Annotated in this window: 18 protein-coding genes and 3 rRNA genes; all 21 read right to left on the reverse strand. The window is 63.0% G+C overall.

Features of this window, described 5'->3' with window-relative positions:
- On the reverse strand, positions 1 to 1053 hold a 1053-nt coding region (locus FB460_RS06715; RefSeq protein ID WP_170209988.1), incomplete at its 3' end, for an FAD-dependent oxidoreductase.
- A 183-nt stretch (positions 1054 to 1236) separates the two neighbouring features.
- On the reverse strand, positions 1237 to 2262 hold the full coding sequence (locus FB460_RS06720) for an FKBP-type peptidyl-prolyl cis-trans isomerase (RefSeq protein ID WP_246044307.1): 1026 nt from the start codon (positions 2260 to 2262) through the stop codon (positions 1237 to 1239).
- 93 nt (positions 2263 to 2355) lie between these two features.
- Positions 2356 to 3792, reverse strand: a complete 1437-nt coding sequence (gene pafA / locus FB460_RS06725; protein WP_246044308.1) for a Pup--protein ligase — start codon at positions 3790 to 3792, stop codon at positions 2356 to 2358.
- The gene (locus tag FB460_RS06730) at positions 3789 to 4538 is read right to left on the reverse strand and encodes a pseudouridine synthase (RefSeq protein ID WP_246044309.1); all 750 of its coding nucleotides are present in this window, start codon (positions 4536 to 4538) and stop codon (positions 3789 to 3791) included. Before FB460_RS06730 ends, pafA begins: the two co-directional genes overlap by 4 nt.
- Positions 4531 to 5250, reverse strand: a complete 720-nt coding sequence (gene scpB, locus FB460_RS06735; RefSeq protein ID WP_246044310.1) for an SMC-Scp complex subunit ScpB — start codon at positions 5248 to 5250, stop codon at positions 4531 to 4533. Before scpB ends, FB460_RS06730 begins: the two co-directional genes overlap by 8 nt.
- Positions 5247 to 6134 (reverse strand): segregation and condensation protein A, encoded by an 888-nt coding sequence (locus FB460_RS06740; RefSeq protein WP_142093405.1) that lies wholly within the window; start codon positions 6132 to 6134, stop codon positions 5247 to 5249. The genes scpB and FB460_RS06740 overlap by 4 nt, the downstream gene beginning before the upstream one ends.
- Positions 6131 to 6463: a hypothetical protein gene (locus FB460_RS13190; RefSeq protein WP_211345898.1), complete on the reverse strand. Its 333-nt coding sequence runs from the start codon at positions 6461 to 6463 to the stop codon at positions 6131 to 6133. The genes FB460_RS06740 and FB460_RS13190 overlap by 4 nt, the downstream gene beginning before the upstream one ends.
- Entirely contained in the window at positions 6448 to 7359 is a 912-nt protein-coding gene (locus FB460_RS06750) for a ParA family protein (protein ID WP_142094245.1), read from the reverse strand. Before FB460_RS06750 ends, FB460_RS13190 begins: the two co-directional genes overlap by 16 nt.
- 87 nt (positions 7360 to 7446) lie before the next feature.
- Entirely contained in the window at positions 7447 to 8364 is a 918-nt protein-coding gene (gene xerD, locus FB460_RS06755; RefSeq protein ID WP_142093406.1) for a site-specific tyrosine recombinase XerD, read from the reverse strand.
- A complete protein-coding gene (locus FB460_RS06760; RefSeq protein ID WP_246044311.1) occupies positions 8361 to 9017 on the reverse strand; it encodes an NUDIX domain-containing protein in 657 nt (218 codons plus the stop codon). The genes xerD and FB460_RS06760 overlap by 4 nt, the downstream gene beginning before the upstream one ends.
- The gene (locus FB460_RS06765; protein ID WP_142093407.1) at positions 9014 to 10729 is read right to left on the reverse strand and encodes a CTP synthase; all 1716 of its coding nucleotides are present in this window, start codon (positions 10727 to 10729) and stop codon (positions 9014 to 9016) included. The genes FB460_RS06760 and FB460_RS06765 overlap by 4 nt, the downstream gene beginning before the upstream one ends.
- 53 nt (positions 10730 to 10782) lie before the next feature.
- Positions 10783 to 12480, reverse strand: a complete 1698-nt coding sequence (gene recN, locus FB460_RS06770; protein ID WP_142093408.1) for a DNA repair protein RecN — start codon at positions 12478 to 12480, stop codon at positions 10783 to 10785.
- On the reverse strand, positions 12470 to 13381 hold the full coding sequence (locus FB460_RS06775) for an NAD kinase (RefSeq protein ID WP_142093409.1): 912 nt from the start codon (positions 13379 to 13381) through the stop codon (positions 12470 to 12472). Before FB460_RS06775 ends, recN begins: the two co-directional genes overlap by 11 nt.
- Before the next feature lie 9 nt (positions 13382 to 13390).
- On the reverse strand, positions 13391 to 14182 hold the full coding sequence (locus FB460_RS06780) for a TlyA family RNA methyltransferase (protein ID WP_142093410.1): 792 nt from the start codon (positions 14180 to 14182) through the stop codon (positions 13391 to 13393).
- Entirely contained in the window at positions 14179 to 14343 is a 165-nt protein-coding gene (locus tag FB460_RS13035) for a hypothetical protein (protein ID WP_170209989.1), read from the reverse strand. The genes FB460_RS06780 and FB460_RS13035 overlap by 4 nt, the downstream gene beginning before the upstream one ends.
- Positions 14336 to 15442, reverse strand: coding sequence for an HAD-IIA family hydrolase (locus tag FB460_RS06785; RefSeq protein ID WP_142093411.1), 1107 nt, complete (start codon positions 15440 to 15442; stop codon positions 14336 to 14338). Before FB460_RS06785 ends, FB460_RS13035 begins: the two co-directional genes overlap by 8 nt.
- Entirely contained in the window at positions 15435 to 16241 is an 807-nt protein-coding gene (locus FB460_RS06790) for a tetratricopeptide repeat protein (RefSeq protein WP_142093412.1), read from the reverse strand. The genes FB460_RS06785 and FB460_RS06790 overlap by 8 nt, the downstream gene beginning before the upstream one ends.
- Positions 16242 to 16809: 568 nt before the next feature.
- A 5S ribosomal RNA gene (gene rrf, locus FB460_RS06795) occupies positions 16810 to 16926 on the reverse strand.
- Between the two features lie 107 nt (positions 16927 to 17033).
- Positions 17034 to 20084: ribosomal RNA gene (locus FB460_RS06800) — 23S ribosomal RNA — on the reverse strand.
- 318 nt (positions 20085 to 20402) lie between these two features.
- A 16S ribosomal RNA gene (locus FB460_RS06805) occupies positions 20403 to 21916 on the reverse strand.
- The 16S, 23S and 5S rRNA genes sit together here, the layout of an rRNA operon.
- A gap of 639 nt (positions 21917 to 22555) precedes the next feature.
- Entirely contained in the window at positions 22556 to 23824 is a 1269-nt protein-coding gene (tyrS, locus tag FB460_RS06810) for a tyrosine--tRNA ligase (protein WP_142093413.1), read from the reverse strand.
- Between the last annotated feature and the right edge of the window lie 43 nt (positions 23825 to 23867).

Genomic DNA, 23867 nt, shown 5'->3' on the forward strand with positions numbered 1-23867 from the left:
GGTGTCGGCCTCGAGCGTCTCGAAGCGTCCGGTGCCGTGAGGTTTCCCGTCGTCTCCGATCTCCATGATCTCGACGCGCATCTGCCCCTCGTCGACCTCGTTGATCGTGCGCAACCAGTTCATCTGGACGCCCTCGCGCACCGCTTCCTCACGCTCGATGGCGTGGGCCGGCATGTGCTCCTCGGTACGTCGGTAGACCACGATGGATTCCTCGGCTCCGAGCCGCCGAGCCGTGCGGGCGGCGTCCATGGCGGTGTTGCCACCGCCGTAGACCGCGACGCGGCGGCCGATGACCGGGCGCTCCCCCGATGCGACGCCACGCAGGAACGAGACGGCGTCGACGATGCGTCCGGCATCGCGGGTCGGGATGTCGACGCGCTTGGAGAGGTGAGCACCGATGGCCACGAAGACCGCATCGAACTCACCTTCCTGCTGTTCGGTCAGGAGGTCCTCCACCTTGTGGTTCTGCACGAAGCGGACCCCGAGATCACGCAGACGGTCGATCTCGGCATCGAGCACGGCGCGCGGAAGTCGATACTCGGGAATGCCGTAACGCATCATTCCGCCGGGCTGTTCGGATGAGTCGTGCACCTCGACCTCATGCCCGAGCATCGCCAGGTGATACGCGGCCGACAATCCCGAGGGCCCGGAGCCGACGATGAGAACACGGCGTCCCGACCGGTGCGGCGGAGCCTCGAACCGCCAGCCCGATTCGATGGCGAGGTCGCCGAGGTATCGCTCGACGGAGTGGATCGACACCGCGCCATCAAGCTCGATGCGGTTGCAGGCGCTCTCACAGGGGTGATAGCAGACCCGGCCATGGATGGCCGGAAACGGGTTGTTCCGCGTCAGCTCGATGAATGCCGCATGATCATCCCCGGCCTTCACCAGACGGAGCCATTCCTGGATGTTCTCGCCGGCGGGGCAGGCATGATTGCACGGCGGCAGCAGATCCACGTAGATGGGCATCCGCGTCCGCACCGGCCCCACACGTCCGGCCGAGGTGCTGAGATCGGGCAGATGCGTGAGGTTTCGCTGTGACGGCTGATCCATGGTCAAACCTCCCGGGGCGGCAACACTCTGCCCACCACACTACTCCCCGTAGTAGGAGTTGCCGACCGTTCCCGCTCCCCGAGCGCGTGCAACCGATCACGTTCCCCTCGAACAGCACCACGCCCCGAACCGGAGTTCGGGGCGTGGCATGACCCAAGGGGCCGGACTTGATGTGGGGGCGACTCAGCCTCCGGGCATCTGCTGCTGGGTCTGTTCGGTCCACAGGATGTCGACCACGTACACCAGCGTCTGCTGGGGTTCGATCGACGGCACATTGTTGCCCTGCGGGTAGGCCTTGTCCGGCGGGATCACCAGTAGGACGCGGGAGCCGACCTTCTGGCCGACGAGCCCTTCCTGCCATCCGGCGATGAGGTTACCCAGCGGCCCGGTGGCCGGCTGCTTCGGCGGGTAGGTGGTCTCGACCATCTCACCGCCCTCCCACGTGTACATGACGAAGTTGGCGGTCACGGTGTCGCCCTCGGCGACCTTCTTGCCGTCACCACTGATCAGCGTCGCCGATTCCAGTTTCTTCGGCGGGGCGCCCTCGGGGATCTCCACCTTCGGTTCGGCGTCCCCTGGGCCCGAGACCTTCGGCAATCCCTTGGGCGCATCCTCGGCCTTGCCCGAGGCACGATCGCGCGTCCCGTCGGTGATGTCGACCACGAACACAAGGGTGTCGCCCACTTCGATCCCGGCCTGGGGGTTACCACCAGAGCTGTCGTAGCCGTCGGCACCGGGCATGGCGATGAGGACGCGTGAGCCGACCTTCTGGTCGGTGAGGCCCTTCTTGAAGCCGGGAACCACCTGGTCCAGCGGGAAGCTCACTGGTTCGCCACGGCTGTAGGACTCGTCGAAAGGCTTGCCGGTGCGACCATTGACTCCCTTGTAATGGACCACCGCGGTCGAGCTCTCCGAGAGCTTGGATCCCTTGCCCTCCTTGAGCACCTTGGTGCGTGTCTCGTCGATCGCGAACGGGGCCTCGAAGTCGATCTTCGGTTCCTTGCCCTTGCTCACCTTGATGCCATCGAGGTTGTCGGAGGTGTTCTCATCAGGCTTCTCCGCCCCCGGAGTCGGCGTCGCGGAGGACGACTCATTCGGCTCCGGCGTAGGCGTCGGCTCCTCGCCGACTCCCCCGGACCCGCAGGCGGCCAATGTCAACACGGCGACCAGGGCGGCCGCGGCGGCGGCGATCTGCGATTTCACGCGCACAGGTGGACCTTCTGTCGGTGGGTGATTTCTCTGCCGGGCCAATGTACCCGAGGCGCGCACGGCAGCACGCCTTCAACTCACATGATCGCGTGGTCAGCGGTCCTGCTCGAATTGCTGGAGGGAATCGATGAGGTCATCGACGCGTCGATCCTCGGTCGTGAACGGGTCGGTCAGCAGCACCTGCCGGGGCGACATCGATGGGGCGTCCGCCCAGCGCCGGGCAGGTTGTTCGAGGATACGGAGATTCACCCAGTCGACACTGTGCTCGACCCCCGCAGCACGGGCGGCGGCCAGGAAACGGGACCGCAGATGGGCGCGCGTGGTCGCCGGTGGCTCGGCGCGGGCCTGTTCCACCTGAGCGTCGGTGACGAGACGTCGCATCGCGCCGCGCCGCACCATCGTGGGGACGATGCCCCGTTCGGGGTGGATGTCGTGGTACCGCAGGGCGAGTTCGGCCAGCCGGGCGTCGGTCCACGGCAGATCATGCCGTTCGGCGAACTGCGTCAACAGGCGACGTTTGGCGACCCAGTCGAGACGGTCGGCGAACGACTCCAGGTCATCGCTTTCGAAGGCGTCGAGGACATCGCCCCACAATTCGAGCGCTGCTTCCAGATCGGGCCGGTCCGCGGCGGAGATCTCCTCGGCGTCGCCGGTCTCGAAAAAGGCCTGGCATGCGGCATGGAACCGGCGTTGCACGTCGAGGGCGGAAATCGTTCGGCCGGACGCCAGGGTGAGCACCGCGCGTCCGGTGAGGTCATGGCTCACCTCACGGATGGCCCGGCCGGGGACGTCCAGGGTGAGGTCGCCGAGCAGGGCGCCGGATTCGATGAGCCGGAGCACCAGATCAGCTGTGGTCACCTTGAGCCACGTGACTGTCTCGGACATGTTGGAGTCCCCCACGATCACGTGCAGACGCCGGAACCGCGCCGGATCGGCGTGGGGTTCGTCGCGGGTGTTGATCATGGGGCGGGTGCGCGTCGTGGCCGACGACACCGGATCCCACATGTGCTCGGCCCGCTGCGAGAGCTGGAATCCACCATCGGGCCCCAGATGCCCTGCCCCGGCGTAGAGCTGCCGGGTCACGAGGAACGGGATGAGCAGCTCGGCCTGATCGGCCAGATCGAGATCCCGGGAGACCAGGTAGTTCTCGTGGCAGCCATACGAGTTCCCGTGGGAATCGACGTTGTTCTTGAAGACGAAGATGTCTGCCTCGGTACCCTCGTCGGCCAGCCGTTCACGCGCCTGCTCGGCGAGCTCCTGCACCAGGATCTCGCCCACGCGATCCTGCGCGATGAGGTCGGTGAAGGTGTCACATTCGGCCGTGGCGTACTCGGGATGTGATCCGACATCGAGGTAGAGCCGACCGCCGTTGTCGAGGAACACATTGCTGGACTTCCCCCATGCCACGACGCTGCGGAACAGCTGCCGGGCGACCTCATCGGCGCCGAGGCGTCGTCGCTGACCCTCGCCGCGCTGCACGCACAGGACGCCGAACTCGGTCTCGAGCCCACGGATGCGTCGAATGATCACAGCCCCACCATGTCGAACAGCTCACCTAGCTCCTCGCGCGTCAGCTCCCGGCTCTCCCCCACCGGCAGACGGCCCAGGCGGACGGGGCCGATCGAGATCCGCGACAGCTCACGCACAGGGTGCGCGATCGCGTCACACATCCGGCGCACGATGCGGTTGCGGCCCGAATGGATCGTGATCCGCAGCAGCGAGCGGGGCGGCCCGTCCACACGATTGACCACCTTGGCCGCGTCGGCGCGGATGAACCCGTCCTCCAGCGTGAGCCCCTTCAGGAGCCGCTGAACTTCCTTCTCGGTGACGATGCCCTCCACCTCAGCCAGATATGTCTTGGGCACCTCGTGCGCGGGATGCGACATGCGGTTTGCGAACTCGCCGTCATTGGTCATGAGGATGAGCCCATCGGTTTCGGTGTCGAGTCGACCGACGTGGAACAACCGGGTGTTGCGCGGCTGGAACTCCTCCAAGGTGGCCCGACCCTGTGGGTCATCCATCGTCGAGACGACACCGCGGGGCTTGTTGACCACCAGGTACACGTGGCGACGCGGTGGCGGGATCCGTGATCCATCGACGCGGATCTGGTCCCGGTCCGGGAAGACGCGGGTGCCCAACTCGGTCACCAACCGCCCGTTCACCTCGATACGCCCATCGACGATCATCTGCTCGGCAGCGCGCCGTGAAGCGATACCCGCCTGCGACAAGACCTTCTGCAACCGAATCCCTTCGGTCGCCTCCTTCGCATCACTCACCGTCAGCCCCTTCCCCTTCAAAAGCTTCGGCTCCGTCAAGAGCTTCGGCTGTGTCCACGACGTCGGTCGTCTCCGCGTCCGGGCCGTCCGGGCCATTCTCGTGCACCGGATCCAGCCGGGCCAGCTCGGCCTCGAGGTCCAGGGCGTCGGGCAGGTGCGGCGCCAGGTCGGGCAACTCGTCCAGGGAGTCGATCCCCAAGCGCTCCAAGAAAAGGGAGGTCGTCCCGTAGGCCTGGCCGGGTTGATCGGACTCGACGGGCTCGACGAGCCCGCGCGATTCGAGTGTCCGCATCACCGCATCCACCTTGACCCCGCGAACCGCCGACACCCGCGTCCGCGTGACCGGCTGCAGGTACGCCACCACGGCCAGGGTCTCCATCGCCGCGCGACTGAGCTTGGCATTCTGACCGCTCACGACCCACTCCCCCAGCGCTTCGGCATGTTCGGGCCGGGTCTGCAGACGCCATCCGCCACCGCTGTGGCGCAGTGCGAACCCGCGCCCGGAACGGTCGTAGAAATCGGCCAACTCGGCCATGGCGTCCTCGACCTCCGAGGCCGGTTCGTCCAGGGCCTCGGCGATCGCGGACGCCGGAACCGGCTCGGTCGCCATCAACAGAATGGCCTCGATCACCGGATGGTGCGGCGGCGTCCCGTGCTGCTCATTCGGCCCCTCATTCATATTCGACCCCTCGTTCACATTCGATTCGGTCATGTGGGATCGGCCTCCTGCGACGGGCTGACTGACTGTGACGGACTGACTGATGGCTGGTTCACCGGTGGCGGGGCGTCGGCGCCCTCGGCACCCGGCGCGCCTTCGAACTCGTCGATCTCGATGTGATCCACTTCTCCGCTCCAGACGACGTGAAGCGCGCCGAGGGCGGCATCCTGCTCGAAGACGATGGCCCGTTCGCGATACAACTCCAACAGTGCCAGGAAGCGGCAGACGGTGGTGAGCCGATTGGCGGAGTCGGCCACGAGATCGCCGAATGTGACGCGTCCGGCGGAGCGGAGCCGGTCCATGACGATGTCGGCCTGTTCCCGGACGCTGACCGCAGGCGCGTGCAGATGCGTCAGGGAGACCTCTGCGGCCTCGGTGGGCGTCAGCGCTCGGGCCGCGATGCGGGCGAAGCGTTCGGGTGTGACGCCCAGTTCCACCTCGGGCAGCAGTCCGGTGAACTGTGGTTCCAGACCTCCGGGCCGAGGATGGTGTTGCGCTTCGGCATCCCAACGTGACCGCAGACGATCTGCGACCTCCTTGAAGGCCCGGTACTGGAGCAGCCGAGCGAACAACAGATCACGGGCCTCGAACAGAGCCAGGTCCTCGGCGTCCTCCACCTCACCGCTCGGCACGAGACGGGCAGCCTTGAGATCGAGCAGAGTGGCAGCCACCAGCACGAACTCGCTGGTGCGGTCCAGATCCCAGGTGTGCTCGGCAGCACGGATGAATGCAATGAACTCGTCGGTGACCTTGGAGAGCGCCACCTCGGTGACATCCAGCTCGTGCTTGGCGATGAGCTGCAGCAGGAGATCGAAAGGGCCCTCGAAGTTGTCGAGCCGGAGGGTGAAGACGTCTGACGTGGCGCTCTGCTGCGTCACGAGTCCGAGCCGAGACGATGCACCAAAGCGCTGTCGGTGTCGTGTGCGTCGAGGTCATCCAAACACGTGGCCACCGCTTCGCGCACCACGCGTCCTCGATCCACCGAGATTCCGTGGTCGCTGCGGAGCGCGAGCCGTGCCTGCTCCAATCGAAGCAGCTCCTCACTGGAGATGTAGACGGTGATCTTCTCGTCGTGGCGCACACGGCCACTGCCGCTGCTGGTTCCCGCGCCCATGGCGCGGCGTTGTGATGGTCGCGCCACCGACAAGGGCTGCACATCGGCATGCAGCATCTCGGCGGCGTTCTCCGGTTTCATCTCGCGTGGCATCTCGCCAGCACCTCCCGAGCCAGGGTCCGGTACGCCCGTGCCCCCGGCGAAGTTCCCGCGTAACTCGTGATCGGTTCGCCCGCAGCCGAAGTCTCCGGAAACTTCACCGTGCGCTTGATGACGGTGTGGAAGACGATATCCCCGAATGCCTCGACCACACGCTGCAGCACCTCACGACTGTGCAGCGTTCGCGAGTCGAACATGGTCCCCAGAATACCCACGATCTCCAGATCGGGGTTGAGACGTTCCTGGACCTTCGAAATGGTGTCGGTCAGCAAGGCCACCCCACGCAGCGCGAAGTACTCGCACTCAAGAGGGATGATCACTCCGTCGGCAGCGGTGAGCGCATTGATCGTCAGCAGACCCAACGAGGGCGGGGCGTCGATCAGGATGACGTCGTAACGGTCTCGAAGCCGGTCGAGCAGGCGCGAGAGAATCATCTCGCGGGCCACCTCCGAGACCAGCTGCACTTCCGCGGCCGAGAGGTCGATGTTCGCCGGCAGCACGTCCACGTCATCGGTGTCGCTCTCGACGATCACCTCATCGACATCCACATTGCGTTGCAGCAGGAGGTTGTAGACGCTCAACTCCAGCGCGTGGGGATTGATCCCAAGACCGACGGTCAACGAGCCCTGCGGATCGAAGTCGACCATCAGGACGCGGCGTCCGGTCTCGGCCAGCGCCGCCCCCAGGTTGATGCTCGTGGTCGTCTTGCCGACGCCACCTTTCTGGTTGCAGACCGCCAGGATGGTGGCGCGTTTGGGTCCCGGCGCGGGCGCGCTCGGCTCAGGGAGTTCGGGCCAGGCACGACCGGTGAGGTCGAGTTCCTCGGGCTCTGGTTCCTCGGGCGCCGGTGTCTGCGGAGCGTCGAAAAGGGCGTCATCGGACGCACGCACATCCCGCGCATACGGTTCGATGTCACGGGGGTCGGTGCCTGCAGTCACGTGACGGTCCTCCTACCGGTGGTACTTGAACATCCCAGCCTAGTACGCACGTGGGTGGGACGTCAGATAAGTCTCTCGCAGATGGTCGACGGTGACGAGCGTGTAGATCTGCGTCGTCGCCACAGACGCATGTCCCAGAAGTTCCTGGACCACGCGCACATCGGCCCCTCCGTCAAGCAGATGGGTGGCGTAAGAGTGCCTCAGGGTGTGCGGCGAGACCTCCGCATCCAGGCCTGCGGCAGCCACGGCGCGTTGCAGAACCGCCCATGCGCTCTGACGTGAGAGCCGCCCACCGCGCTGGTTCAACACAAGCGCGGGGGACGATTTCGCGCCCCGTTCGACGAATACCGGACGCCCACGAACGAGCCAGGCGTCCACCGCATCCCGCGCAAATGATCCGAGGGGCACCAACCGTTCCTTGTCCCCCTTGCCGAGCAGACGCAGCCCCATCTCCGGGTCGGCCAGCACACGCGTCAGATCATCAACGTCGAGGGCGACGATCTCGGAGATCCGAGCCCCCGTGCCATAGAGCAGCTCGAGCAGTGTCGCATCGCGCAGACCTTCCGGAGTGGTCCGATCCGGGGCGTCGAGCAGTGCCTGAACCTGGGCGATCGTGAGAGCTTTGGGCAACCGGCCCGGTGGTTTCGGCGGTCGCACCTCGGCAGCCGGGTTCTCCCGGCCATGCCCCTCCGCCACGGCGAAGGTGTGCAGGTTGCGTACCGACACCACGGCCCGCGCGATCGACGTCCGCGCCAGGCCCGAATCGGTCAGGGATCCGACGAAGGCCAGCACATCCGCTTCGGTCACCTCCTCGATCTGCGTGATCGAGGCATCGGCGAGGACACGTTGATAGCGGGCGAGATCACGCCGGTAGGCGTCGATCGAGTTCGTCGACAACCCACGATCGATCAGCAGGTGGTCGAGGTAGGCGGTGATGACCGCCTCCAGCGAGGTCATGCCCGGCCGACGCGGCGTTCCCGCATCGGCCACGGTGAATCGGCCGGCCGCAGACGCGTCACGTCCCGCCCGGCCGAGAACCAGGCCAAGATCCCGACGGACACGGCGGGGTTCGCCATGTCACCGGCCAGGACCGCGTCACGCACGGCTTCGGCTGACGCCCGCCCGACGCTCATGTGTGCTTCCTCGCCCTCCACGACGAATCCCTCGGGGCGATCGGCATGAGCCAGACCACGCGCCAGATAGATCCGCACCACTTCGCGGTTTCCTCCGGGAGAGGTCGCGATGTCGGCAAGGACGTGCCAATCGGAGGCTGCAAGACCTGTCTCCTCGGCCAGTTCCCGGCGAGCTGCATGCTCCGGATCTTCGCCGGTGACATCGAGCAGGCCGGCGGGGATCTCCACAAGCTCGTGCCCGACAGGATGGCGGTACTGCCTCAGCAACACCACGTTCTCGTCGGCATCGAGTGCGAGGACGGCCACCGCGCCGGGGTGTCCCACGACCTCTCGGTCGAGCAGCTCGCCGCTGGGGGTGCGCACTTGTTCACGGGTCATGGACAGGACATTGCCCTCGAAGATGCTCTCCGATGACTCCACCGGCCACGCCACCGCACGGTCACGCAGCTCGGTCCAGACCGGCAGATCGATGCTCACTCCTGGTCTGCCCCGTCATTCGTCGGCTCCGGTTCACCGGCCGCGCTTTCCGCATCGGGTTCGAGGTCGACCGGAAGCTGACGATTCGTACGATGCCGCAGAGCCGCGCCGATGAGTCCGGCGAACAGCGGATGGGGTCGAGTTGGACGGGATTTGAGCTCCGGATGCGCCTGCGTCGCCACGAAGAAGGGGTGTTCCTCGGCGTCGAGTTCGATGAATTCCACGAGTCGTCCATCGGGCGAAGTGCCGCTGAAACGCAGCCCCACGCTCTCCAACTGCTCGCGGTACTCGTTGTTCACCTCATACCGGTGGCGATGACGCTCGGTGACACGATGCACGCCGTACATACCGGCGACGAGTGAACCCCGCTCCAATTCCGCCGGGTAGGACCCCAGGCGCATCGTGCCGCCCAGGTCTCCCCCGTTGACGATGTCCACCTGCTCGGCCATCGTGGCGATCACCGGATGCTCGGGGTTCTCCTCGAACTCGGTCGACGCTGCACCGACCAGCCCCGCTTTGTTACGGGCGACCTCGATGACCATGCACTGCAGCCCCAGGCACAGGCCGAGGATCGGAATGCCGTTGGTGCGCGCATGTCGGACCGCCCCGAGCTTGCCCTCGACGCCTCGGATGCCGAATCCGCCCGGAACGCAGATGGCGTCGACCTCTCCAAGTTCACGCTGCGCGGCCTCGGGCGTCTCGCAGGCGTCAGAAGGTACCCAGCGGATGTTCACCTTCGTACGGTGCGCGAACCCGCCGGCGCGAATGGCCTCGGCCACCGAGAGGTAGGCGTCGGGAAGGTCGACATACTTCCCGACCAGCGCGACCGTGACCTCGTCAGCCGGGTGATGGACGCGGTCGAGCAGGTCGTTCCACGTGGTCCAGTCCACATCACGGAACGGGAGGTCAAGCTTGCGCACCAGGTAGGCGTCGAGGCCTTCGGCGTGCAGGACGCGCGGGATGTCGTAGATCGACGGAGCGTCGATACAGGCGATGACCGCCTGCTCCTCGACGTCACACATGAGCGCGACCTTGCGCTTGACCGACTCGGGGATGTCGCGGTCGGCGCGGCAGACCAGAGCGTCGGGTTGGATGCCGACCTGGCGCAGGGCCGCCACCGAGTGCTGGGTGGGTTTGGTCTTGAGCTCACCGCTGGGGCCGATGTAGGGGATGAGCGAGACGTGCAGGAAGAACACGTTTTCCCGCCCCACGTCGCGTCGTACCTGACGAGCAGCCTCCAGGAACGGGAGGGATTCGATGTCGCCGACGGTTCCGCCGATCTCGTGGAGTACGACATCGACATCGGGCCCGCCCATGGCGAGCATCTCCTCCATGAGCTGATTGGTGATGTGCGGGATCACCTGCACCGTGTCGCCCAGGTATTCACCACGGCGTTCCTTGGCGATGACGGCCGAATAGACCTTGCCGGTGGTGACGTTGGCCTCCGACGACAGGTCGACGTCGAGGAACCGCTCATAATGCCCGATGTCGAGGTCAGCCTCGGCACCATCCTCGGTGACGAAGACCTCACCGTGCTGAAAGGGGTTCATCGTGCCCGGATCCACGTTCAGATAGGGATCGAGCTTCTGCATGGTGACGCGCAGACCGCGTGCCTTCAGCAGACTACCCAGACTCGAGGCGGTCAACCCCTTGCCGAGTGAGGAGGCAACGCCCCCGGTCACGAACACGTGCTTGGTCTCTACGCTTCCCACGGGCTGCCATCCTAACTGCAATAACGCCGATTGTTCGACCGAGGGACAGGTCTTCAGGTCCTGGCCTGGCTCAGAAGCTCTCGTGCATGCGCAAGAGCCGTCTCCGAATCCTCCATCCCCGCCATCATGCGCGCCAACTCGGCTGCGCGGTCGTCATCGGCAACTGCTGTCACACCGGAGGTGGTGACAGCGCCATCCGAAGACTTGACCACCACGTGATGTGTATCGGCAAAAGCCGCCACCTGTGCGAGGTGCGTGACCACTATCACCTGACTGTGTTCGGCCAGTCGGGCGAGTCGGCGTCCGACCTCGATCGCCACGGCACCGCCGATACCGGCGTCGACCTCATCGAAGACGAACGTGCCGCCCTCCTCGTCCCCGGCCAACACGACCTCGAGAGCCAGACGGACACGGGAGAGCTCACCGCCGGAGGCCGCCTTGGCCAACGGCCGCGGCTCCGACCCGGGGTTGGCGGTGAACATCAGTGTGATCTGGTCGAGTCCATGGGGTCCGGGCTGTGGAAGCCGGTCCAGCGCGAAGAAGAGCCGGGCGTGAGGCAGCGCGAGCGCCTCGAGTTCGGTGGTGACCGCATCGCTGAGCTTCTGCGCAGCCCCGCGTCGAAGGTCGCTGAGGCGTGCCCCACTCTCGCGAAGCTGTTCATCGAGCTCCAACAGGCGTGCCCGGAGCTCATCGACCCGATCGGAACCGGCGTCGAGCTGCGCGGCTCGGGCTGCCGATGTCTCGGCCCAGGTGAGAACCTCATCGATCGTGTTGCCGTACTTGCGGGTCAGCGCATTCAGGTCTGCCTGTCTCGCCATGATGGCGTCCAAGCGCGCCGGGTCGGCGGCGAGGGAGTCGTTGTAGGACGCGAGGTCGCTGGCGAGGTCTGCGGCCAATGCGGAGATCTCACCGGCGCGAGTGGCCATGGCAGCCAGCTCCGGATCCGCGGCTTCGGACAGCGCTTTCTGCGCGGTCGCCGCAGCGGTGAGAGCGCAGGCGCCATCGATGTCGTCGGCGTCGCCGGAGAGAGCGACGAGTGCTGTGGAGCAGGCCAGACGCAGGGCGTCGACGTCCTGCAACCGTGTCGCCTCGGCCAGCAGCTCCGCGTCCTCACCCGGTTGTGGAGCAACCGCCTCGATTTCATCGAGCCCGAATTTCAGCATGTCGAGCTCGCGCGCACGTTCGGCGGCGTTCTCGGTCACATCGGCGAGTTCCTCGGCGATGCGTCGGCGTGTCTCCCAGAGCTCCCGATACTCGGCGAGGGCTTCTGCCAGAGGTTCTCCCCCACTGCGATCCAGGATCTCGCGTTGGCGTTCTGGACGCCCGAGCCGGACCTGCTCGGACTGGCCGTGGATGGTCAGGAGGTCCGAGGTGAACTCCGCCGCGACGCCGGTGGGTACAGCCGCACCGCCGAGGTGACTGCGTGAACGCCCCTTGCGGATGGTGCGCGACACCAAGATCTCGGCGTCCCCTTCAGCCCCTTCAGCCTCGTCGAGCTCGGCACCGAGCTCTCGGGCCTGCTTGCGGCTGTGGCGTCCCAGTTCGGTGAAATGCCCCTCGACCCGGGCCGAGGTCTGACCGCGACGGATCAGGCCGGCGTCGGCGCGCTGCCCCAGCAGTAACCCCAAGCCGGTGACGATCATGGTCTTTCCTGCGCCGGTTTCACCGGTGACGGCAGTGAGTCCCGGTGCCAGTTCGAGCCGGGCGTCCTCGATGACTCCCAGGTCGCGGATCCCCAGTTCAGTCAGCACGTGCGGCTCCTCGCCACCCCTCCACACGGAGACCGAATTTCTTCACCAGCCGATCGGTGAACGGCGCCTGGCTCATTCGGGCCAGACGCAGGCGATGTTCATTGGAGTGGACGGTCACACGCATCCCCTGCTGAATCTCGAACGAGCGTCGACCATCACACCAGACGATGCCGTCAAGATCTGCCGGATCACGCACGACCTCGACCGCGATCGTGCTCTGCGGGCCCATCACCATCGGGCGGGCGAACAGGGCGTGGGCGCTCAGTGGAACCACCAGTAACGCTTCGACGCCGGGCCAGACCACGGGGCCACCTGCGGAGAACGCGTAAGCGGTCGAGCCGGTGGGCGTCGAGATCAACACGCCGTCACATCCCCACCGGGACAAAGGCCGGTCGTCGATGCTGACCAGGACCTCCAGCATGCGCTCGCGGGCCGCCTTCTCGATCGACACCTCGTTGACCGCGAATGACCGCCACACCTCCTCGCCGTGTTCGTCCTCGACCACGACCTCGGCAGTGAGTCGCTCCTCGACGACCCAGCTGCGGTCCACGACATGTTGCACGACGGCGTCGATCTCGTGGGAGTCGGCCTCGGCGAGGAACCCCACGTGCCCGAGGTTGACGCCCAGCACCGGGATGTCCCGCTGCAGTGCCCATTCGGATCCCCGGAGAATGGTTCCGTCACCGCCGAACACGACGAGGATCTCCACATCGGGATCGTCCAGATCGAGCGGCTCGATCGTCGGTCCCGACAACGCAAGTTCTCCGAGGTCTTTCTCCGGCACGGCTGTGATCACGTCACAGGCGGCGAGTCCATCGGCGAAGCGTCGTGCTGCCTCGATGGCCGAAGGGCGGTGCACGTGCGTCAGCACGGCCACGGTGCGTTTGCCTGAAGTCGTCACCCTGCCAGCCTATCCGGCGTTGCTCGGCCCAACCGTCCTCGTTGATCGCGGCCCCACGAACCAGCAGAAATATTCCAGGTTCCCCGATGGCCCCGGGACATCGCTGGGACGCGTCGCGATACACCGCCATCCTCGTCCGGCGGCCGCGCTCCGCACGCCTTCGACGGCGTGTTCACGAAGGCCCCGATCACGGACGACGCCATCAGCGATCGCTGCACGCCCCACTTCGAACTGCGGTTTGACCATCAACAAGGCTTCACCGTCGGGCCGCAACACCCCGAAGATCGGGTCCAGCAGGAGCGTCAAGGAGATGAAGGAGACATCGGCCACCGCGAGCGACACCGGCTGACCATCGAGATCATCCACCGTGAGTCCCCGCGCATTGGTCTGTTCGCGCACCTGGACACGTGGATCTTGTCGTAGTCGGCTCTCAAGCTGATCGGTTCCCACATCCACGGCGAACACGGTGGCCGCACCGTGCTCCAGCAGGACCTGGGTGAAACCTCCGGTGGACGATCCGATGTCAACGCACCGACCGGGAACGGTCACGTCCCATGCCGCCAACGCGCCGCGAAGTTTGCCGCCGGCCCTGGACACCTCACCCGCGGCGGTCGCATCGACCACCTCCAAGGATGTCTCCGGATCGACACGCTCGGCCGGGCGTCGGACGATCTGACCACTGACGCGGACCAGCCCACTATGGATGAGCTGTTGAGCATGACTGCGGGAGCGGGCGAACCCCCGGTCTGCCAGTGCCCGGTCCAGACGCCCACCCTCTGCCGTCCGTCGTTCAGGGCTCATCCGTCGTTCAGAATGTCACGTAGCCGCTCGTGCGCCTGTTCCAGTGCTTCGACGCGGTCAGCCGGATCGGCCTCATGGACCGCTTGCAGGGCTGCATCGATATCCTCGACGCCGGTGGCTTCGGGCGGCGCCAGGGACGCCGTCACCTGCTCATCATCCATGCCTCACCTCCCTGTCCACCATGCTTCTGCCTTGAGAATCGTGTTCCTCAGCGGTGATGCTCAGTGCACGGTCGATGGTGGCGGCCACTGCCGCCAGATCGGTGGTGACGCCGGCTCGGCGCAGGGCCACCAGGCATTGGAGCGCGGTCACGGCGCTACTCGGGGTCACTCCCGCCACGGCGGCCTCGGACGCGGAGCAGTCGATCTGTACGAGGTCTCCTTGTGGAGCACGGGCTCTGGCCGATGCCGCACCGGTCTCGCGCGACATGTCGATGCTGACTTCGATGGGATCCTCGAGCACTGCCGCGATCGTCAGCCCCACGTGGTCGGGGAGCTGTTCGGGCGGCACGACGGCTGCATCATGCGCCCCGTGGGAACCGCTGAGCACCCATAGGGAGGTGATGCCGGACGCCCTCGCTCCGGCGATGTCGGTGTCGAGGCGGTCTCCCACGAAGATCGGCCGTTCGGCGGCGGCACGTCTCACGGCGGTGTCGAACACGGGACGATTGGGTTTGCCCGCCACCTGGGGTTCCACGCCGGTGGCGGCGGCAACAGCGTTCACCATCATGCCCGTGCCCGGCATGAGGCCGAGGTCGGTGGGACGGGTGGAGTCGGTGTTGGCTGCGACCCAACAAGCCCCGGCACGCACCGCGCGCGTCGCATCGTTCAATCTGCTCCACACAAGGTCGGGGTCGTACCCCTGCGCCACGCCGCTGGCTTCGGGATTCGCGAGCACTTCATCGAGTCCTGCTGGTCGCAGTCCAGCCTCCACCACGGCTTCCATCAGCGCATCGGACCCGACCACCAGGACCGGAGAGTCAGCCGCGAGCATTTCAGACAGCTGCTGCGCCGCCGCCTGCCCCGAGGTGATGACGGTCTCGGCGTCAACGTCCAGACCAAGTAGCTGCAGATGCTCGGCCACCACCTGAGGCGAACGTCCGGCGTTGTTGGTGACAAAGCCGGTGGCGATGCCCCGTGACTGAGCCAGCGTGACCACGTGCAAGGCCTCGGGGATCCCCGCGTTGCCGAGATAGATGACCCCGTCCAGGTCGCACAGCAAAGCGTCGTGCCTTCCAAGCAAAGCGGTTGAATCACCCATGGGGGTGTTCCTGACCGTTCACCTCGATGTCCCCGTCTTCTCGGTGGTCGTCTGCTCGGTGATCGTCTTCGCCCTGGTCATAGGAGACCACCGCCGTGCCATCCACGCGGTCAGCCGCATCGGTCTCATGATGGACATCCAGCTTGGCCGCAGCAGCGAACCACTCCCCCGCGGTCGGGGCACCATGCTCTGCGAGCAGGTCTGCGTAGGCATAGCGGACGCGAGCACGTGTCAGTTGAGTTGCGGCTCCATCCAGTTTCCGATTGGAGATGGTCTGGCGCAACACCCGTTGGGCTTCCGCTGTCTGCCCCATATCGGCACGGATACCAGCCTCGACCATCTTCAACTCGACACGGCCATCCGGGTCCAGGCTCGTGGCCTCCGGATCCTGAACTGTTTCCAGCGCCTCCCGTGTACGTCCGAGGGCACGCTCGCAGTCCGCGATCACGGGAAGGTATTCAGCAGCGCCGCGCATACGCCGGAGGGTGCGGTACTCACTCAGCGCGGTCGCCCATTCGCCGGCTGCATACGCTGTTTCAGCAACTGCTTCACGGACGACCGCCAAACGTGCCGCATGTCTGCGGGCCACCAACACATGTTCAAGCGCGAGAGCCGGATCCTCGTCGATGAGCAGACCTGCCGCGATGATGCGCGCTCCGATCCGATCGGCAAGATCTTTGGGGACGCCTCGAAGCTCTGCCCGGACACCACGCGGAAGCTGGGCGTCCTCCATCCCCTCCGGCAGTGGGGGATCCCGACGTTCAAGGTCGCTCTTACGCGGCGCACGTTCCTGACCCATGTCCCGTTCTTCGTCGGTTCGGAATCGACGCGGCCCCGAACCTCGATGACCGTCCCGTCCCTGATGGCCACGGCCTCGGGCGTCATGAGCACGCGTTCCCCTGCTGTGCTTCCCCTGGACGCGGCTCTCCGACTGATGAGCGCTCTGCTTCCGGTCGCCCGAGCGATTTTCTCGGCTGTCTTCGTCACGCCGCCGGAACGACTTCACACCGTCCCGACGTGCCCCCTTCGGGGGTCGGCGGTTCCCAGCACCGCCAGCACCACCACGCCCGGCACGACCCGAACCGCCATCACGATCTCGACGACCGCCGTCACCTCTGTTGTCTGACACGCTTCAATTCTCCCTGATCAACACACACCCGACAAACCTTCTTCGCAGGCGTCCACGTTCGTGACGCCCTACATCACACAAGACATCCGCCCCATTCATCCCGGCCCACTCTCTCGTCCCCGACACCGATGGCGACCAGACACATGAACGGCATGACCGCTCAGTCATGTGAACCTGAAGAAAAACAAAAACACCTCGGGGTGGCCCATGAAATGGGCCACCCCGAGGTGTGTTATATGTCCGGCGACGTCCTAGTCTCCCACATGGTCTCCCATGCAGTACCATCGGCGCTGAGAGGCTTAACTTCCGGGTTCGGAATGGAGCCGGGTGTTTCCCTCTCGCCATGGTCACCGAAACTCTATTGAGATTGTCGGACCGCACGGCTGAGATCTTTCGATTCAGCAGCGGTGTCCCGACCGTATCTCGGGAACCTCACAGTGGACGCGTAGCACCTTTGTAGTTTATAACAAGCCCTCGGACTATTAGTATCGGTCAGCTCCATACATTACTGCACTTCCACATCCGACCTATCAACCCGGTGGGCTACCGGGGTCCTTAACCATATGGTGGGAGCCCTAATCTTGGAGAATGCTTCCCGCTTAGATGCTTTCAGCGGTTATCATTTCCGAACGTGGCCAACCAGCCGTGCTCCTGGCGGAACAACTGGCACACCAGAGGTTCGTCCGTCCCGGTCCTCTCGTACTAAGGACAGCTCTCCTCAAGACTCCTACGCGCGCAGCGGATAGGGACCGAACTGTCTCACGACGTTCTGAACCCAGCTCGCGTGCCGCTTTAATGGGCGAACAGCCCAACCCTTGGGACCGGCTCCAGCCCCAGGATGCGACGAGCCGACATCGAGGTGCCAAACCATGCCGTCGCTATGAACGCTCGGGCAAGATCAGCCTGTTATCCCCGGGGTACCTTTTATCCGTTGAGTGACGGCGCTTCCACATGCCACCGTCAGATCACTAGTCCCGACTTTCGTCCCTGCTTGAGATGCCTCTCTCACAGTCAAGCTCCCTTGTGCACTTACACTCGATACCTGATTGCCAACCAGGCTGAGGGAACCTTTGGGCGCCTCCGTTACTCTTTAGGAGGCGACCGCCCCAGTCAAACTACCCATCAGGAACTGTCCCTGATCCGGATTACGGACCTAGGTTAGATAACTAGAACAACCAGAGTGGTATTTCAACATTGACTCCACAACCACTGGCGTGGCTGCTTCAAAGTCTCCCACCTATCCTACACAGGTTATCCCAATCACCAATACCAAACTATAGTAAAGGTCCCGGGGTCTTTCCGTCCTGCTGCGCGTAACGAGCATCTTTACTCGTAGTGCAATTTCGCCGAGTTCGTGGTGGAGACAGTAGGAAAGTCGTTGCTCCATTCGTGCAGGTCGGAACTTACCCGACAAGGAATTTCGCTACCTTAGGATGGTTATAGTTACCACCGCCGTTTACTGGGGCTTAAGTTCAGTGCTTTGCCGAAGCTGACACTTCCCCTTAACCTTCCAGCACCGGGCAGGAGTCAGTCCGTATACATCGTCTTGCGACTTGGCACGGACCTGTGTTTTTGATAAACAGTCGCTTTCCTGTGGTCTCTGCGGCCCTCAGTGCGTGAACACCTCGGGCCCCCCTTATTCCGAAGTTACGGGGGCATTTTGCCGAGTTCCTTCACCACGATTATCTCGATCGCCTTGGTATTCTCTACCCAACCACCTGTGTCGGTTTGGGGTACGGGCAGCGCATGAACTCGCTCACGAAGATTTTCTAGGCAGCATAGGATCACCCACACCACAGCCCGAAGGCTGCAGACACGTCATGTTTCAGGCACGTGAAGACCGGATTTACCTAGCCTTCGCCCTACGCACTTGACCACGGATCCAACACCGTGGGTGGGCTACCTTCTTGCGTCCCTCCGCAGCTTGCCTAATACGAACTTGGGTCAAAGGGTCGCCGAGTTTCAGTCCGAAGACATCCGTCAGCTTCCGTTCTTAGCATTATTCGCCTCGGCAGGATCGTGCATACGCCGGTACGGGAATATCAACCCGTTGTCCATCGACTACGCCTGTCGGCCTCGCCTTAGGTCCCGACTTACCCAGGGAAGATTAGCTTGACCCTGGAACCCTTGGTTATTCGGCGGACGGGTTTCTCACCCGTCATTCGCTACTCATGCCTGCATTCTCACTCGTGCGCTCTCCACGGCTGGGTCACCCCGCCGCTTCATCGTACACACGACGCTCCCCTACCCATCCTTACGGATGCCATAGCTTCGGTGGATAACTTGAGCCCCGCTAAATTGTCGGCGCAGAATCACTTGACCAGTGAGCTATTACGCACTCTTTCAAGGATGGCTGCTTCCAAGCCAACCTCCTGGTTGTCTACGCAACTCCACATCCTTTTCCACTTAGTTATCGCTTAGGGACCTTAGCTGATGATCTGGGCTGTTTCCCTCTCGACTATGAAGCTTATCCCTCACAGTCTCACTGCCGCGTTTCACTTACCGGTATTCGGAGTTTGGTTAATTTCGGTAAGCTTGTGGGCCCCCTAGACTATCCAGTGCTCTACCTCCGGGAAGAAACACGCGACGCTGCACCTATATGCATTTCGGGGAGAACCAGCTATCACGAAGTTTGATTGGCCTTTCACCCCTATCCACAGCTCATCCCCCCAGTTTTCAACCTAGGTGGGTTCGGTCCTCCACGACGTCTTACCGTCGCTTCAACCTGGCCATGGATAGATCACTTCGCTTCGGGTCTAGGGCATGCGACTCAAGCGCCCTGTTCGGACTTGCTTTCGCTACGGCTTCCCCACACGGGTTAACCTTGCCACATACCGCTAACTCGCAGGCTCATTCTTCAAAAGGCACGCTGTCACCCTTTCGGGCTCCAACGGATTGTAGGCAATCGGTTTCAGGTACTATTTCACTCCCCTCCCGGGGTACTTTTCACCTTTCCCTCACGGTACTTGTCCGCTATCGGTCACCAAGGAGTATTTAGGCTTAGCGGGTGGTCCCGCCGGATTCACACAGAATTTCAGGGGTTCCGTGTTACTTGGGGTATCACTCAGAAGTGATCGTCTTACGACTACAGGGGTGTTACCTTCTCTGCCGCGCTATCCCAAAACGCTTTGTCTTAAACGATCATTTTTGACTTCTTGACCAGTGACAGCATGGTCTGAATGACCCCACAACACCGTATCTGCAACGCCTGTCAGCTATCACACAGGTACGGTTTGGCCTCTTCCGCGTTCGCTCGCCACTACTGACGGAATCACTGTTGTTTTCTCTTCCTGTGGGTACTAAGATGTTTCACTTCCCCACGTTCCCTCCAACTACCCTATGTGTTCAGGTAGAGGTCGCCGGACTTTTACCTCCGGTATTCGAGGTTTCCCTATTCGGAGATCCACGGATCGAAGCTTATTTGCCAGCTCCCCGTGGCTTATCGCAGGCTATAACGTCCTTCATCGGCTCTTGGTGCCTAGGCATCCACCGATTGCCCTTAGTAGCTTGTTAATTATAAAGACTACAAAGATGCTCGCGTCCACTGTGAAGTTCTCAAGATACGGGCGGTACCAGGACCTTTACCCTGAGGTAAAGATCGGTGGTCCGCAGAAGGTTCGCAAACGACCCTTCAGGACCCAACAGCGTGCTTTAGGCCGATTTCCAGACCATTTGCTTTCCACTCCCCGAAGGGTTGTACTCACGATGGTTCAAGACATCGGCTTAATGGTCAATGTTCCACATTCCGTAGCCTGTTCGGCCAAGAACGTTCGTCTTGGTTCCGAACACTGGACAAAGCATCACAATGGATGCCTGCCATGGGCTCCTTAGAAAGGAGGTGATCCAGCCGCACCTTCCGGTACGGCTACCTTGTTACGACTTAGTCCTAATTACCAGCCCCACCTTCGACGGCTCCCTCCAAAAGGTTGGGCCACCGGCTTCGGGTGTTGCCGACTTTCATGACTTGACGGGCGGTGTGTACAAGGCCCGGGAACGTATTCACCGCAGCGTTGCTGATCTGCGATTACTAGCGACTCCGACTTCATGGGGTCGAGTTGCAGACCCCAATCCGAACTGAGGCCGGCTTTGTGGGATTCGCTTACCTTCGCAGGTTCGCAGCCCATTGTACCGACCATTGTAGCATGCGTGAAGCCCTGGACATAAGGGGCATGATGACTTGACCTCATCCCTACCTTCCTCCGAGTTGACCCCGGCAGTCTCCTATGAGTCCCCAACCGAATTGCTGGCAACATAGGACAAGGGTTGCGCTCGTTGCGGGACTTAACCCAACATCTCACGACACGAGCTGACGACAGCCATGCACCACCTGTATACCGACCATAAGGGGCACCTATCTCTAGGTGTTTCCGGTATATGTCAAACCCAGGTAAGGTTCTTCGCGTTGCATCGAATTAATCCGCATGCTCCGCCGCTTGTGCGGGCCCCCGTCAATTCCTTTGAGTTTTAGCCTTGCGGCCGTACTCCCCAGGCGGGGCACTTAATGCGTTAGCTGCGGCACGGAGAACGTGGAATGTCCCCCACACCTAGTGCCCACCGTTTACGGCGTGGACTACCAGGGTATCTAAGCCTGTTTGATCCCCACGCTTTCGCTTCTCAGCGTCAGGAAAGGTCCAGAGAACCGCCTTCGCCACCGGTGTTCCTCCTGATATCTGCGCATTCCACCGCTCCACCAGGAATTCCGTTCTCCCCTACCTTCCTCTAGTCAGCCCGTATCGGAAGCAGGCTCAGAGTTAAGCTCTGAGTTTTCACTTCCGACGTGACAAACCGCCTACAAGCTCTTTACGCCCAATGATTCCGGACAACGCTCGCACCCTACGTATCACCGCGGCTGCTGGCACGTAGTTGGCCGGTGCTTCTTCTGCAGGTACCGTCACGTTAGCTTCGTCCCTGCTGAAAGCGGTTTACAACCCGAAGGCCGTCATCCCGCACGCGGCGTTGCTGCATCAGGCTTTCGCCCATTGTGCAATATTCCCCACTGCTGCCTCCCGTAGGAGTCTGGGCCGTATCTCAGTCCCAGTGTGGCCGGTCGCCCTCTCAGGCCGGCTACCCGTCGAAGTCTTGGTGAGCCGTTACCTCACCAACAAACTGATAGGACGCGAGTCCATCCCCAACCGCCGGAGCTTTTCGCCACAGTGGATGCCCACTGTGGAACCATTCGGTATTAGACGCCCTTTCGGGCGCTTATTCCAAAGTCGGGGGTAGGTTACTCACGTGTTACTCACCCGTTCGCCACTCGTGTACCCCGAAGGGCCTTACCGTTCGACTTGCATGTGTTAAGCACGCCGCCAGCGTTCGTCCTGAGCCAGGATCAAACTCTCCGTTGAAAAATTTGGTGCACGCCCGAAGGCGCTTAACCGTCTATCAACGAGTTTGATTACTGGCGGATCCGAATCTGGATCATTGTAATCAACTCAAAGAAACCGTCTTCAGTTCATGACACCTAAGCGTCATGCCGAAGCACGGGGTTTCTGTGCATAATTTGGCATTGACTTTCAAGCACGCTGTTGAGTTCTCAAGTTTCGTTTGCTTCCCGCGATTCTGGCCTCGGCCATCACCTTGGGGCAACCTGTCTAACTTTACCAGATCGATTCCGCCTTGTCAAACCTGAATCTCTCTGGCGTTTTCCGCTCGCCTCTCGGCGACTCGGATTACTTTACCAGTTCGATTAAGCCTGTCAACTCGGCGTTTCGAGCCAGTTTGCCTTCCGTTCATCTTGCCCGGCAGGCTCGCCCAACCTTACACCATCTGGCCGAAGTGTCAACCCACATTCCGTGGATCATCTCAGCCTTCTGGCCGTACTCAACCACCGGTCCGATGGGCCCCGTCTTGGACACACATCATTCCGGTCAGCTTTGTACCTGGAAGGGAGTTCTTGAACCTTGGGCCCGAAGGCGCTTCGTCAAGACTCAGAGAACATTACGGGGCTCTTCAGGATTCGTCAAATCGATCTGATGTGGTCTGCGTCACGATCGCCGCAGCTCCACAGCCCCCACCGTTTTCTTGCCGCGGCGAAGGATCAACCACCGACCGGCCAGCAGATCCTCGGCAGTGATCAACTGCTCGGTATCGGTGACCTTCGTGTTGTTCAGGTAGGCACCACCCTCATCGATGGCACGACGTGCCGCCGACTTGCTCGGGACCACGCCCGATGCGGCGAGTGCGTCCACCACCAAAGGCAGCTCGGCACCACACTCCAGATCCTGCACACCAACCTCGGCCACGGCATGGCGCAGCGTCGATTCATCCAAAACAGCCAGATCACCCCGGCCGAACAGTGCGGCAGCGGCTTCGGTTGCGGCACGGCGTTCCTCCACCGAATGCACCAGATCTGTCATGTCGTCTGCCAGAGCACGTTGCGCCTCGCGTCGAAACGGCTCGGTCTCGACCTTGTGGGCAAGTTCTTCAATCTCATCGCGAGACCTGCTGGAGAACACCTTCAGGTAGTCGATGACCTTGGCGTCCTCCGCGTTCAGGAAGAACTGATGGAACGCGTACGGAGAAGTCAGCTCCTTGTCGAGCCACACGGTTCCGGACTCGGTCTTTCCGAACTTGGTGCCATCGGCCTTCGTGAGCAGAGGAGTCACCAACCCATGCACGGTGGCCTGCTCGGTGCGACGCACGAAGTCGACCCCTGCTGTGATGTTTCCCCACTGGTCCTGGGCGCCGGTCTGCAATGTGCAGCCGTACTCCCGGTACAACTCCCGGTAATCCAAGGACTGCAACAGGACGTAACTGAACTCCGTGTAGGAGATCCCCGAATCAAGTCGTCGGGCCACCACGTCGCGATCCAACATCCGGTTCACCGAGAAGTGCTTGCCGATGTCCCGCAGAAAGTCAAGAGCCGAAAGGCGACTAGTCCAGTCGAAGTTGTTGACCAACTGCGCACCCTGTGGCCCGTCCATCTCGACGAACCGACTCACCTGCTCGCCAAGGCTCTCCACCCACTCGCGGACGGTCTCCACCGGGTTCATGACCCGCTCCCCCGTCTGCTTCGGATCACCGATCAGTCCGGTGGACCCACCCACCAGCAACAGCGGACGGTGCCCTCCCCGCTGCAGGGCACGCACCACCATGAGCTGCGTCAGATGTCCGATGTGCAGGCTCGCAGCCGTGGGGTCGAAGCCCACATAGGACCGGATCGGCCCCGCGTCCATGTGGGCCGACAGGGCCTCCCTGTCGGTGGACTCCGCAATGAGTCCGCGCCATTCCAGATCCTCGAGCACCTTGTTCACAGACCCCACCCTAACGCCCGCTTCCTGCAGCGTCCGTCCGGCT

This window comes from Propioniferax innocua (assembly GCF_006716235.1).
GTDB classification, from domain to species: Bacteria; Actinomycetota; Actinomycetes; order Propionibacteriales; family Propionibacteriaceae; genus Propioniferax; species Propioniferax innocua.

Excerpts from the sequence above, each read along its gene's own strand:
- xerD (WP_142093406.1), bottom strand. The coding sequence starts at position 8,364 with ATGACCTCGCTGGAGGCGGTCATCACCGCCTACCTCGACCACCTGCTG.
- FB460_RS06785 (WP_142093411.1), bottom strand. The coding sequence starts at position 15,442 with ATGGGTGATTCAACCGCTTTGCTTGGAAGGCACGACGCTTTGCTGTGC.
- FB460_RS06780 (WP_142093410.1), bottom strand. The coding sequence starts at position 14,182 with ATGAGCCCTGAACGACGGACGGCAGAGGGTGGGCGTCTGGACCGGGCA.
- FB460_RS06790 (WP_142093412.1), bottom strand. The coding sequence starts at position 16,241 with ATGGGTCAGGAACGTGCGCCGCGTAAGAGCGACCTTGAACGTCGGGAT.
- scpB (WP_246044310.1), bottom strand. The coding sequence starts at position 5,250 with ATGACCGAATCGAATGTGAACGAGGGGTCGAATATGAATGAGGGGCCG.
- FB460_RS13035 (WP_170209989.1), bottom strand. The coding sequence starts at position 14,343 with ATGGATGATGAGCAGGTGACGGCGTCCCTGGCGCCGCCCGAAGCCACC.
- FB460_RS13190 (WP_211345898.1), bottom strand. The coding sequence starts at position 6,463 with ATGCCACGCGAGATGAAACCGGAGAACGCCGCCGAGATGCTGCATGCC.